This is a genomic window from Streptomyces sp. NPDC055078 (assembly GCF_053607985.1).
The window spans coordinates 1-12,844 of record NZ_JBSGUP010000187.1; the positions used below are offsets into that span (position 1 = coordinate 1).

General features: G+C 70.3%; 9 protein-coding genes. All 9 read right to left on the bottom strand.

Going from position 1 to position 12,844, the window contains the following annotated elements; all coding sequences use genetic code 11:
* Positions 1 to 246: 246 nt before the first annotated feature.
* Positions 247 to 2,175, bottom strand: a complete 1,929-nt coding sequence (locus ACWF94_RS17760) for a TIGR03960 family B12-binding radical SAM protein (RefSeq protein ID WP_453488566.1) — start codon at positions 2,173 to 2,175, stop codon at positions 247 to 249.
* A gap of 118 nt (positions 2,176 to 2,293) precedes the next feature.
* On the bottom strand, positions 2,294 to 3,910 hold the full coding sequence (locus ACWF94_RS17765; RefSeq protein WP_453488569.1) for a CYTH and CHAD domain-containing protein: 1,617 nt from the start codon (positions 3,908 to 3,910) through the stop codon (positions 2,294 to 2,296).
* A 143-nt stretch (positions 3,911 to 4,053) separates the two neighbouring features.
* Positions 4,054 to 5,988, bottom strand: a complete 1,935-nt coding sequence (locus ACWF94_RS17770; RefSeq protein WP_453488572.1) for a protein-arginine deiminase domain-containing protein — start codon at positions 5,986 to 5,988, stop codon at positions 4,054 to 4,056.
* Between the two features lie 207 nt (positions 5,989 to 6,195).
* Positions 6,196 to 6,468: a hypothetical protein gene (locus tag ACWF94_RS17775; RefSeq protein WP_453488575.1), complete on the bottom strand. Its 273-nt coding sequence runs from the start codon at positions 6,466 to 6,468 to the stop codon at positions 6,196 to 6,198.
* A 330-nt stretch (positions 6,469 to 6,798) separates the two neighbouring features.
* Complete coding sequence (gene rodA / locus ACWF94_RS17780; protein WP_453488578.1) at positions 6,799 to 8,001, bottom strand: rod shape-determining protein RodA; 1,203 nt, start codon at positions 7,999 to 8,001, stop codon at positions 6,799 to 6,801.
* 3 nt (positions 8,002 to 8,004) lie between these two features.
* A complete protein-coding gene (mrdA, locus tag ACWF94_RS17785; RefSeq protein ID WP_453488581.1) occupies positions 8,005 to 10,227 on the bottom strand; it encodes a penicillin-binding protein 2 in 2,223 nt (740 codons plus the stop codon).
* Positions 10,228 to 10,246: 19 nt separating this feature from the next.
* Positions 10,247 to 10,912, bottom strand: a complete 666-nt coding sequence (gene mreD, locus ACWF94_RS17790) for a rod shape-determining protein MreD (RefSeq protein ID WP_453488584.1) — start codon at positions 10,910 to 10,912, stop codon at positions 10,247 to 10,249.
* 13 nt (positions 10,913 to 10,925) lie between these two features.
* On the bottom strand, positions 10,926 to 12,041 hold the full coding sequence (gene mreC / locus ACWF94_RS17795) for a rod shape-determining protein MreC (protein WP_453488587.1): 1,116 nt from the start codon (positions 12,039 to 12,041) through the stop codon (positions 10,926 to 10,928).
* A gap of 231 nt (positions 12,042 to 12,272) precedes the next feature.
* The coding region (locus ACWF94_RS17800) for a rod shape-determining protein (protein WP_453488590.1) at positions 12,273 to 12,844 on the bottom strand (572 nt) is incomplete at its 5' end.

Here is a 12,844-nt window from a genome sequence, read left to right on the forward strand (position 1 = left end):
GAGTACGCGCCGGAGCGCCGACCGGTTCCCTGGCCCATGGATCGCCCACCGGTCCGCCGGGGCGCCGCCCCGCACCCCGCCCGGCCCGCCGTACCGTCTCCCGGGCCGCCCACAGCGCCGGACCGGCCACCCGCCCGGCCCCCGTGGCCCCCTCCGTCCCCGGCCACCGAAAGGCCCGGTCATCAGGGGAAACTCGGTTGACCGGGCCCTTCGCGGTACTGCCCGGCGGCAAGCGCCGGGCGTGGATCACTTCACGACCGACAGCGGCAGCAGCTTCCGGCCCGTGGGGCCGATCTGGATGCTGGTGTCCATCTGCGGGCAGACGCCACAGTCGAAGCACGGGGTCCAGCGGCAGTCCTCGACCTCGGTCTCGTCCAGCGCGTCCTGCCAGTCCTCCCAGAGCCAGTCCTTGTCCAGACCGGAGTCCAGGTGGTCCCAGGGCAGGACCTCCTCGTAGGTGCGCTCACGGGTGGTGTACCAGTCGACGTCCACACCAAAGGCGGGCAGCGTCTTGTCGGCGCAGGCCATCCAGCGGTCGTACGAGAAGTGCTCGCGCCAGCCGTCGAAGCGGCCGCCGTCCTCGTACACGGCGCGGATGACGGCGCCGATCCGGCGGTCGCCCCGGGAGAGGAGACCCTCCACGATGCCCGGTTTGCCGTCGTGGTAGCGGAAGCCGATGGAGCGGCCGTACTTCTTGTCGGCGCGGATCCTGTCGCGGAGCTTGCCGAGGCGGGCGTCCGTCTCCTCGGCGCTGAGCTGCGGGGCCCACTGGAAGGGGGTGTGCGGCTTGGGCACGAAACCGCCGATGGAGACCGTGCAGCGGATGTCGTTGGAGCCGGAGACCTCTCGGCCCTTGGCGATGACGTTGACGGCCATGTCGCCGATCTGGAGGACGTCGTCGTCGGTCTCGGTGGGGAGCCCGCACATGAAGTACAGCTTCACCTGCCGCCAGCCGTTGCCGTACGCGGTGGCGACCGTACGGATCAGGTCCTCCTCCGAGACCATCTTGTTGATGACCTTGCGCAGCCGCTCGGAGCCGCCCTCAGGGGCGAAGGTGAGACCGGAGCGGCGGCCGTTGCGGGTGAGTTCGTTGGCGAGGTCGACATTGAAGGCGTCCACCCGGGTGGAGGGGAGGGAGAGGCCGATCTTCTCCTCCTCGTACCGGTCGGCGAGGCCCTTGGCGATATCGCCGATCTCGGAGTGGTCGGCGCTGGAGAGCGAGAGCAGGCCGACCTCCTCGAAGCCGGTCGCCTTGAGCCCCTTGTCCACCATCTCGCCGATGCCGGTGATGCTTCGCTCCCGTACGGGACGCGTGATCATGCCGGCCTGGCAGAAGCGGCAGCCGCGGGTGCAGCCGCGGAAGATCTCGACGGACATCCGCTCATGGACGGTCTCGGCGAGCGGGACGAGGGGCTGCTTGGGGTAGGGCCACTCGTCCAGGTCCATGACCGTGTGCTTGGAGACGCGCCACGGGACGCCGGAGCGGTTCGGGACGACCCGGCCGATACGGCCGTCGGGCAGATACTCCACGTCGTAGAAGCCGGGGACATAGACACCGCCGGTCTTCGCGAGCCGGAGGAGGACCTCCTCGCGGCCACCGGGTCGGCCCTCCGCCTTCCAGGCCCGGATGATCCCGGTCATGTCCAGGACGGCCTGTTCGCCGTCGCCGATGACCGCGCAGTCGATGAACTCGGCGATCGGCTCGGGGTTGAAGGCCGCGTGGCCGCCCGCGAGGACGATCGGGTCGTCCACCGTACGGTCCTTCGCCGCCAGCGGGATGCCCGCGAGATCCAGGGCGGTGAGCATGTTCGTATAGCCCAGCTCGGTGGAGAAGCTGAGGCCGAAGACATCGAAGGCGCCGACCGGCCGGTGGCTGTCCACGGTGAACTGGGGCACCTGGTGCTCGCGCATCAGCGCTTCGAGGTCGGGCCAGACGCTGTACGTGCGCTCGGCGAGGACGCCCTCGCGTTCGTTGAGCACCTCGTACAGGATCATGACGCCCTGGTTGGGCAGCCCGACCTCGTAGGCGTCGGGGTACATCAGCGCCCAGCGGACATCGCACGCGTCCCAGGGTTTGACGGTGGAGTTCAGTTCACCGCCCACGTACTGGATCGGCTTCTGCACATGCGGGAGCAGAGCTTCTAGCTGTGGGAAGACCGACTCGGCAGGAGACATCTCAGGGCTTTCGTGAGCTGGCAGAGGTGACCATCAAGCCTACCCCGGCGCTCGGGCCCCCAGCGCCGTCCGGAGCCCCTCCCGCCACACCCCGCCCATGGCCTCCCCGCCCCGCCGCTCAGGCGCCCGGCGCGATCCGGAGCCCGTCGCGTGACGCCCCGGCCCAGACCCCGGGCAGCTCCCGTTCCCGGTCCGCAGCCGCCCGCTGTTCCTGTCCGTACAGCAGCCCCCAGGTGAACGCCGACTCGCCCGCCGCATGGGCCTGGATGGCGATCTGGCGCAGGGCGTCGCGGGCCACCACGCTGTCCTGGTGGTCGCCGAGGACAGTCTGGACGGCCTTCATCCGCTTGGCGAACCGTTTCGCGGGCTTGCCGAGGGCGGGGGTCGCCGCCTCCCCCGCGTACCGGGCGCGCTTGGCGGCCTTGCGGGCGTCGTGCATCGCCAGATCGCGCTCATGGCCCGGCGGCAGGTCCAGCGCCAGACCGATCCGGGCGGCCAGCCGGTCGTAGTCCTTGAGCACCGCCTTTGGCAGCACCCGGGCGACCGGGCGGGCCGCCGCGCTGAGCAGCGGGGGGTCGGCGAGCAGGGCGTCGAGGGTGTCCAGCAGGGCGAGATAGCGCTTGCTGTCGAGCGTGGCCACGGCCCGGCGCCGGGAGCCCGAGCCATGCGCGGTCGTACGGATACGGAGCCGGCCGCGCACCGGGCCGAGCAGCAGCGTCCGGGGCAGGGCGTCGAGCCGGGAGCGCAGCCGCTCGGTGAGAACTTCCTGGTCGCGGGCCACGCCCAGCTCGCCGGCCAGCCATTTCAGCTCTTCGCCGATGGGGTCGGTGACCGTCCGGTCCAGGATTCTGCCGTAGGAGCGGAAGGCGCTGCGCAGCCGGCGGGTGGCGACCCGCATCTGGTGCACCGAGTCGGGCAGATCGCGGCGGACGGCGGGGTCGTAGGCGAGCAGGGCGTCGACCTGTTTCCGCAGGTAGGCGAGGATATGGCCGCCCGCGTCGCGCGGCTCGGGCGAGGCCGGGACCGGTGCGGCCAGGCCCGTCTCGGCGAGGGCGCGGGCCAGTTTCGACGGTGAGGCCGAGGCCCGCAGTCCGCCCTTCCGCAGCCTCTTGTCGACGCGGTCCAGGAACGCCGGATCGCCGTCGTCCGCCAGCTCGACCTCGATCTCGTCCCAGGCCGCCGAGCGTGCGTCACCGTCGGTGAGCCGGTCGGCGCGGACCGCGTCACGGCTCAGCTCGGCGAGCGGGGTGCCGTCGGCGTCGAGGAGATGGTGGATCTCACGGGAGGACCGCAGCCGCATCACGGGAGCGAGTCCGGCCTCCCGGACGCGGCCCCTGACCAGGGCGGCCAGGGCGCGGGGAACGGGCTCGGCGGCGGTGGCAGTGGCGGGCGTCGGCGCGGGGGGCGGCTCGGGCGTCCCGGCCCCCTGCTCGGCCGGCGGCGCGGCCGTCGTCCCGCGCCCCGGCCCGGCCAGCGGCGCGGCTATCTCGTCGCGTACGCCCGGGGCGACGGGCAGCTTGAGGTGCCAGCCCGCGTCCGCGCCGCCGGTCCGGCGGCGCAGGGTGATGGAGGCCGCGGCGAGCCGCAGGTCGGCCGTGTCGTAGTAGACCGCGTCCAGGTCGGCCCGGCCCCGGTCGGCGAGGGCGGCGACCCCGGTCACCCGGGTCAGATCCGGCAGCCGGGTGTCGGAGGTGGCTTCGTATTTCCGCTCGATTTCGCGCTTCGTGTCCGCCATGAACTGAATCTACCCGTCCACCGCGAGGGGGACCCCTCTCGTAACCTTGGGGTGGCCGGGGTGGCCGGGGTGGCCGGAGTGGCCGGAGTGGCCGGACGAGCCGGTGCCGCCGCCATCCGCCGAGGGCGGCGGCACCGTGACCGTCAGCGCCGGCCTGGCCACCAGGCAGATGTCTCACGCAGGGTGTTCGTTCCGCAGTGCACCTCGCCCATACCGCGGTGGTAGGTGTGGTAGTCGTCGATGTACATCGCCTTGAACCCGGCCTTGCGGTAGGCCGTGCTGACGGCCCGGGTGAAGATGTCCTTACCGTTGATCACCGGGCCCCACTGCTTGGGTGCGAGGTAGTGCTTCGGGGTCAGCACGACGCCGTTGATCGCCCCGGGGACGTAGGCAGCCAGCCAGGGGAGGTCCGGTATCGGCGGCATCTCGCGCTGTCCCTGGGACCGCTTCTTCCCTTCGTAGCGCCGGCTCATGGGCCCCGTCGTATCCGGGCCCAGCCGCACGAGCCCCCGGCTGTTGGTCACCCGTCCGCCCTGCCAGTCGAGCAGGCCCAGCTTGGAGTACAGGCTGGGCACCCGGACGATCTCTGAGTCGGTGACACCCGTCTCGCGCTTGATGATGTCCAGGTTCGCCCTGATCCGGTCGGCGGCCAGCTTGTTGCCGGCCGCGAACTTGCTGGAGGCCAGCACCCGGTTGATGGTCTCCTTCGGGGCCGGCAGGTCCCTGCTGTCGGGCGCGGAGAACATCTTGGTGTCGCCGTGCCCTTCGCGCTGGGCCTTGCGCAGCAGCTCCATGCCCGCCTCCGGGTCGGCCACGCCGATCCGCCAGCCGCGCGGGGTGTCGGCGGGCAGGAACTGGATGAACTCATCGACATGGCCCACGTGCAGCCATGAGGTGTCGAGGAGCAGTGGTGACTGCATCCCCTGGGCCGAGAGGAAGTCGCGCATCGTCTTGGCGGGCTTCTCACCGGTGTCCGGCCAGTGGCCCATGATGATCCGGCCCGCGGGGTAGTTCTTGCCATTGTGCCTGTGGGGAGGGATGGTTTCCAGGTTGCCCATGGAGTCCAGCGTCCCGCCCTCGGTGTCGCGCACCCCGTCGACCTGGATGACGCCCACGCCCGGGCCGCGCACCTTCTCGTACAGCTCCCGGCCCGCTGTCCGTTCCGGCTGCGCCGAGCGGATCATCACCCGGATGGCCCGGGGCTTGCCGTCCGGGCCCGGCATGGCCGCGTAGCCCGGCTCGAAGAAGTCCTGAACCCAGACGTCGAGCATGTCCTCGGTGAACTTCTTGAGCGGCTTGTCGATCCCCGCCGCCTTGACCTGCCCGGCCAGTTCCTTGACGAACTCGCGCTGGAACTTGGCGTACTCGTCGTTGCCCGTCACCTCCTTGACCATCACCTGCTGTACCTGCTGGAGATGGTGGTGGGTGAGTACCGGGGCGACTCGCATGGTCACGTCGTCGGATGCGGAGGAGCCGTTGTGCGTGACGGTGAGGCGGATGGTGACGCGTCCGTCCCATGCGGCCGCGTCGCGGCGTACGTCCTTGGCCTCGATGCCCAGTTCCACCCCGGCGCGCAGCTCGGACCTGGTGAGTTCGTCGGTCGGTTTCAGGTGGGTCCAGCGGCCGTCGCGCTTGATGAACAGCCGGGTCCGGGAGGCGCCCGGGCCCACGGCTGTGACGGTGCCGGTGGCGCCGGCCGGGGTGGCGCGGCGCGGGACGCTGCGCAGCCTGGCCAGGTCGTGGGCGTCCCGGGCGCCGTTGACGACGTTGTCCGAGGCGTCGTGGCAGGCCGCGAGCTGCGCGTCCGTCAGGGGCTTGCCGCTGGTGTCCTTGAGGGGGCAGCGTTTGGTGTCGTCATCGATGTTGGGCAGCAGGATCGCGCCCCGGGAGGAGGTCCAGGTGTCCTCCCCGGGTGTGTCGGAGTCGCCTGAGACATCGACGCGGCCGTCGCGGTTGGCGTCCGCTCTCAGGTCGGGTCCCGCGGGTGGTGTGGCCACCGCCTGGGTGACACCGGTGGCTATGAGCGCCCCGGCCACGGCTGTGGCCAGTGCGAGCCCCTTCCGGTTCTTGACGCGCACGAACTGTCCTTCCTGTCGGTCTGATTGGTCCGATTGATCTGATTGATCTGATTGGTGGGGATGACGGCCACGGGGTGAAAAGGTTCACCGTGAGGTGGCCGTACCGCTGTGGGTTACGGGGGTGAGGGGTCCGCGGGACCTTTCGGGGCGGATACGGCCGTGGGGGCGGGACCGTACGACGGGTGACCTGTCGTCAGCTCTGGCGGGTCAGCCTGCCGCTTCCGTGAGGTGCCGGCCGAGCAGCCGGGGCTCGCGCTCGCCGAGCGCGAGCGGGATGCCCGGTTCGGTGCGGCGTTCGCGCAGTGCGGAGGCGACGATCAGCGCGAGGATGACGGTGCCGGTGACGGTGACGGCGACGGCGACGGGCCGTACGACGACGACGGTGGCGAAGTCGGCGGTCTTGGTGGTGGGTCCGACGACGGTCCGGTACTGCTTGTCGTCGAAGAAATCACAGATGACGAAGCAGACACCGACGAGCATCGCTGTCTTCCCCAGGTAGCAGGTCAGGCGCCACCACGCCCGTTTGAAAGACGTTCATGGGCGAGACGCTAGTCAGTACGGCCTTTGGGTCGCGTTTCCCCGGCTGGGGCGAGGTTCCGGTTCTCATACACGGTTCACATCCGGCATCTGATAGACGATGTCCGGAAACTCACAGCGGGCCGGTAAGGGCGGGTGCGCGTACCCGTAGGTGGCCGAGGATGAGCAGTACCTGGCGCGGGTCCTGGAGATGGGCCTGCGCCGTGAGGCCATGGCGGTCGACGTCGTGCCCGACACGGAATCCACCCGGCCGCCGCACCGGGGACCGGGGGCCTATGCGGTTATCGGCCGCTGTACCCGGATGGACTGGAGCAGTCCGATGGCCACCCACACCGCGAACATCGCCGATCCGCCGTACGACACGAACGGCAGCGGCAGTCCGGCGACGGGCATGATGCCCAGCGTCATCCCGATGTTCTCGAAGGACTGGAACGCGAACCAGGCGATGATCCCGGCGGCGACGATCGTGCCGTACAGCTCGGTCGTCTCCCGGGCGATCCGGCAGGCACGCCACAGCACCACACCGAGGAGGAGCAGGATCAGTCCGGCGCCGAGGAAGCCCAGCTCCTCCCCCGCGACGGTGAAGACGAAGTCGGTCTGCTGCTCGGGGACGAACTGACCGGTGGTCTGGGAGCCCTTGAACAGGCCGGTGCCAAGGAGGCCGCCGGATCCGATCGCGATCCGCGCCTGGTTGGTGTTGTAGCCGACGCCCGCCGGGTCCAGCTCCGGGTTGGCGAAGGCCGCGAAGCGGTTGATCTGGTACTCGTCCAGCAGTCCGAGCGCGGTGACCAGGAACGCGCCCAGCACCCCGCTGCCGATCAGTCCGAGGATCCAGCGGTTGGGGGCGCCGGACGCGAGCAGTACGCCGAGGACGATCACGGCCATGACCATCACCGAGCCGAGGTCCGGCATCAGCATGACGATCGCCATCGGCAGGGCGGCCAGGCCGAGCGACTTGCCGACCGTGCGGTGGTCGGGGTGCGCCAGGTCGCCCGCGTCGACGCGGGCGGCCAGCAGCATCGCCATCCCCAGGATGATCGTGATCTTCACGAACTCGGAGGGCTGGATGGTGAGTCCGCCGCCGACCACCAGCCAGGCGTGCGCGCCGTTGATGGTGACACCGAGCGGGGTGAGCACCAGCACGATCAGCAGCACGGAGATGCCGTAGAGCACCGGGACGGCGCCGCGCAGGGTGCGGTGTCCGAGCCAGATCGTGCCGGCCATCAGCGCGATGCCGATACCGGTGTTGAGCACATGGCGGACGAGGAAGTAGTACGGGTCGCCCTCGTTCAGCTCGGTCCGGCCCCGGGTGGCGGACCAGACCAGCAGCGCGCCGATACCGGAGAGCGCGAGGGCACTCAGCAGCAGCGGCCAGTCGAGCCGCCGTACGACGGAGTCGCGCGCGACGAGCTGGTTCCACAGGCCGCCGCGCCGGGGTCCGTATCCGGAGACGGAGAAGCCATTGGTGCCGGCCATGTCTCAGTCCCTCCGTGCGGGCGGGCCCGCGAGCTGGTCGGTGCGGTCGCCGTCCGGTGGCGGGGTGCCGCCCGGCGGGGGCCCGGCGGCCACCCGCGTCTCGGTCAGCGGCTTGCGGGGCTTGTACGGCTTGATCGTCGGGGCGTCGATGGAGCCGTCGGCCTCGATCTTCGGGAGGGTCTTCTGCGGGGCGGGCAGCAGGGCGCGCTTCAGGTCCTGGCCGCCCTTCTCGTCGAGCCCGTACATCGCCTCGTATATCTTGCGGACGGCCGGTCCCGAGGCACCGGAGCCGGTGCCGCCCTGGGAGATCGTCATGACGATCGTGTAATCGTTGGTGTACGTGGCGAACCATGAGGTGGTCTGCTTGCCGAAGACCTCCGCGGTACCCGTCTTGGCGTGTATCGGGATCCGGTCGTGCGGCCAGCCGCCGAATCGCCAGGCCGCGGAGCCGCGGGTCGCGACCCCCGCGAGGGCTGTGTTCATCTGCTTCGCGGTGGTGGCGTCCATCGGAAGCCTGCCGTGGGTCCTGGGCTTGATCTCCTGGACGCTCTTCCCGTCGGCGCTGATGATCGCCTTGCCGATGGTGGGGTCGTAGAGCTTGCCGCCGTTGGCGATGGCCGCGTAGATCGTCGCCATCTGGATCGGGGTGACGAGGATGTCGCCCTGGCCGATGGAGTAGTTGACGGAGTCACCGGCGCGCATCCGGTTGCCTTCGAGGCAGTTCTCGTACGCGACCTTCTCGGCGTACCCGCCGTCCTTCTTGCCCTGCTTGCACCAGCCGGTCTTGTTGGCCTCCCAGAAGTCCTGCTTCCACTCGCGGTCGGGGACCCGGCCCGTGACCTCGTTGGGGAGGTCGATGCCGGTCTCCTTGCCGAGGCCGAACTGATGGGCGGTCTTGTAGAACCAGTCCTTGGGGTTCTTCTTCGGCTTGATGCCGCCGTCCTTCAGCCACTCCCGGTGGGCGAGGCCGTAGTAGACGGTGTCGCAGGAGACCTCAAGGGCCCGGCCGAGGTCGATGCTGCCGTAGCCCTGGGACTCGAAGTTCTTGAACTCCCGGCCGCCGATGGAGAGCGAGGACGGACAGGGGTAGTTGCCCTTGAAGTCGTATCCGGCGTTGACGGCGGCGGTCGACGAGATCACCTTGAAGATCGAGCCGGGGGCCGCCTGGCCCTGGATGGCCCGGTTGAGCAGCGGGTTGTTGGAGTCCTTGCCGGTGAGCTTCGCGTAGTCCTTGCGGGAGATGCCGCCGACCCAGGCGTTGGGGTCGTACGTCGGCTGGGAGGCCATCGAGATGATGCGGCCGGTCTTGTTCTCCATGATGACGACCGCGCCCGCGTCGGCCTTGTAGTTCTTCCCGGTGACGTTCTTGTCGATCTCCTTGCGGGCGGCCTTCATCGCCTCGTTCAGCTCGTACTCGGCGACGGCCTGGACCCGGGCGTCGATGGAGGTGACGAGGTTGGCGCCGGGCCTGGCCTTGTCGCGGGCGGCCTCGCCGATGACCCGGCCGAGGTTGTCGACCTCGTAGCGGGTGACCCCCGCCTTGCCGCGCAGGGCCGCGTCGTAGGTGCGCTCAAGACCCGAGCGGCCGACCTGGTCGGAGCGGAGGTAGGGCGAGTCGCTGTCCTTGGCCTTCTCGATCTCGACGTCGGTGACCGGGGAGAGATAGCCGAGGACCTGTGAGGTGTTGGCCTTGCCGGGCGCGGTGTAGCGGCGTACGGCGGTGGGCTCGGCGGTGATGCCGGGGAAGTCCTCGGCGCGCTCGCGGATCTGGAGGGCCTGCTGGGTGGTGGCCTCGTCGGTGACGGGGATCGGCTGGTAGGGCGAGCCGTTCCAGCAGGGCTGGGGGGTCTTGGCGTCGCAGAGCCGGACCTTGTCCTGGACGTCCTTGGGCTGCATGCCGAGGACGCCCGCGAGCCGGGCGAGGACGCCTTTGCCGTCGTCCTTCATCTTCATCAGCTCGGTGCGGGACGCGGAGACGACGAGGCGGGTCTCGTTGTCGGCGAGCGGGACGCCCCGGGAGTCGAGGATGGAGCCCCGGACGGCGGGCTGGACGACGCGCTGGACGCCGTTGTTCTTCGCCTCGTCCGTGTACTCCTGGCCGTTGCGGATCTGGAGGTACCAGAGCCGTCCGCCGAGCGTGAGCAGCAGCGAGAAGACCAGTACCTGGATGACGACGAGCCGGATCTGGACCCGGGGGGTCCGCCCGGTCTCCGGGATATTGCTCATGGTGCGAATGCCCCCTCGGTCACAGTCGCTTGACGCCCTTGATACGGCCCGCCCTGGCGGCTCTGGTACGGGCGGTCCTCATCCGCAGCCCCCCGCGCTGGCTGCCGATCCGCAGTCCGGTGCCGGAGGAGAGCCAGCCGGCGGAGACATCGGAGCCGCCGCCCTGGTTCTCGGCGAGCGGATCGTTGTCGGCCCGCCGGGCGAGCGCCATGATCAGCGGCACGGTGAACGGCGCGAGCAGCAGATCGTAGACGGCGGCCGTGAACAGCAGGGTGCCGAGGCCCACCTGGCGGGCGGCGGTGTCGCCGACGAGGGCACCGACCCCCGCGTACAGCAGGGTGGAGCCGATGGCGGCGGCGACGACCACGAGCATCGGTCCGGTGGCGGATCTGATGCGGCCGTTCTCGGGGCGGGCCAGGCCGGCCAGATAGCCGATCACACAGAGCACCAGCGCGTACCGTCCGGCCGCGTGGTCGGCGGGGGGTGCGAGATCGGCGAGGAGTCCCGCGCCGAAGCCGATGAAGGCGCCCGCCAGATGCCCGTACACAAAGGCGAGGCCGAGGATGACGAGCAGCAGCAGATCGGGGACGGCGCCGGGGAGCTGGAGGCGGGCGAGGACGGAGACCTGGATGACGAGGGCGACCACGACGAGGGTCGTGGCGAGAAGCATCCGGTTGACACGCATGACGGATCAGCTCCTACTGCACGTCGTTCTGGCTGGTCTGGCTGGTCTGGCTGGTCTGGCTGTCGTTCGGTGCACGGGTATCGCCGGGGTTGTCGCTCGGGGTGGCGCCCGGGGTGTCGCTCGGGCCGGTGCCGGGCGTCCGGCCGGTGCCCGGTGTCCGGCCGTCGGCCGGTGCCTGGCCGTCGTTCAGGATGCCGCCCTGGGGGTTCTCGCCGCCGGGCGACGGGGTGACCGTGACGGTGACCGTCGGGACGGGCCGGGGCTTGGCCGGCTTGGGCGGAAGCACGGTGTCACGCGGGTCGGTGCGGGGCGCCTGGACGACCACGCCCACGACATCGAGCTTGCTGAAGCCGACATAGGGGCGTACGAAGATGTTCCGGGTCAGATCGCCGCCGGAGGGGTCGACCCGGACGACCTCGCCGATCGGGACGCCGGGGACGAACGGCTTGGCGCCCTGGGAGCCGAAGGTGACCAGCCGGTCGCCCTTCTTGACCTTGGCCTTGCCGTTGAGGAGCTGGACCGAGAGCGGGCGGTCGCCCTGACCGGTGGCGAAGCCCAGTTCGTCGGTCTTCTCCATCCGGGTGCCGACCGTGAAGTCCGGGTCGCTGGCGAGCAGCACGGTCGCCGTGCCGGGGCCGACGGTGGTGACCCGGCCGACGAGTCCGTCCCCGTTGAGGACGGTCATATCGCGCTCGATGCCGTCGCGGGAGCCGGCGTCGATGGTCACGGTCCAGGAGAAGCCCTGGGCCGCTCCTATGGCGATGACCTCGGCGCCCTTGATGCCGTACTGCCCGGCCGTGGCCTTCTTGAGCATTCCGTCGAGCTGGCGGACCCGGCTGCGGGTGCGGTCGTCGCTGCCGAGTCTCGCCTTGAGTTCCGCGTTCTCCCGCTCCAGCGCACTGATGCGGTCATGGCGCTCGCCGGAGTCGCGAACGGCCCCGATCGCGTTGCCGATCGGGTCGACCGCTGCCGCGACGCCGTTCTCGACCGGGCCGAAGACGGTGGCGGCGGCCTGCCGGGCGCCGTCGACGGGTGAGTCCTCGCCCCCGCGGATGTCCACCGTGATCAAAGCGAACGCGATGGCGATCAGCAGCACCAGGAGCAGCCGGCTCTCTCGTGTGTCCCTCACGTGCGGCGGCCGTGCCTTCCTCGTAGGAATGGAGATGTCTGTATATCAACGATCGGCCGTACGGGTCGGCAGGCACCCATACAGGGGAGTCCCCCGCGCCCTTCGCGGGCCCGCGGCCGGTCGCGGCCCCCGGTGGCATGGACCCACGGCGCCGGCGCCCGGGCCGGGTCGCCGAAGTCCCGTCCGCCCGGCGTGCCTTCCGGGCGGACGGCGCTGTTTCGACGACGCTCCTCAGCGGCGGGGCTGGGCGTCCAGCACCTGCTGGAGCGCCTCGAACTCCTCCACGCACTTGCCGGAGCCGAGCGCCACCGAGTCCAGCGGGTCCTCGGCGATATGGATCGGCATTCCGGTCTCACGGCGCAGCCGCTCGTCGAGACCGCGCAGGAGCGCGCCGCCGCCGGTCAGCACGATGCCCCGGTCCATGACATCGCCGGACAGCTCGGGCGGGCACTTGTCGAGGGTGGTCTTGACGGCGTCGACGATCGCGTTGACCGGCTCCTCGATCGCCTTGCGGACTTCGGCGGCCGAGATCACGACGGTCTTCGGCAGCCCGGAGACAAGGTCACGGCCGCGGATCTCGGTGTGCTCGTCCTTGTCCATGTCATAGGCGGAGCCAATGGTGATCTTGATGCTTTCGGCGGTTCGCTCGCCGAGCAGGAGTGAGTACTCCTTCTTGATGTGCTGAATGATCGCGTTGTCCAGTTCGTCACCCGCGACCCGAATCGACTGTGCCGTGACGATTCCGCCGAGGGAGATGACGGCGACCTCGGTGGTGCCGCCGCCGATGTCGACGACCATATTGC

Coding starts and splice junctions, on each gene's coding strand:
- mrdA (WP_453488581.1), bottom strand. CDS start 10,227: ATGAGCAATATCCCGGAGACCGGGCGGACCCCCCGGGTCCAGATCCGG.
- rodA (WP_453488578.1), bottom strand. CDS start 8,001: ATGGCCGGCACCAATGGCTTCTCCGTCTCCGGATACGGACCCCGGCGC.
- mreD (WP_453488584.1), bottom strand. CDS start 10,912: ATGCGTGTCAACCGGATGCTTCTCGCCACGACCCTCGTCGTGGTCGCC.
- ACWF94_RS17775 (WP_453488575.1), bottom strand. CDS start 6,468: ATGCTCGTCGGTGTCTGCTTCGTCATCTGTGATTTCTTCGACGACAAG.
- ACWF94_RS17760 (WP_453488566.1), bottom strand. CDS start 2,175: ATGTCTCCTGCCGAGTCGGTCTTCCCACAGCTAGAAGCTCTGCTCCCG.
- ACWF94_RS17765 (WP_453488569.1), bottom strand. CDS start 3,910: ATGGCGGACACGAAGCGCGAAATCGAGCGGAAATACGAAGCCACCTCC.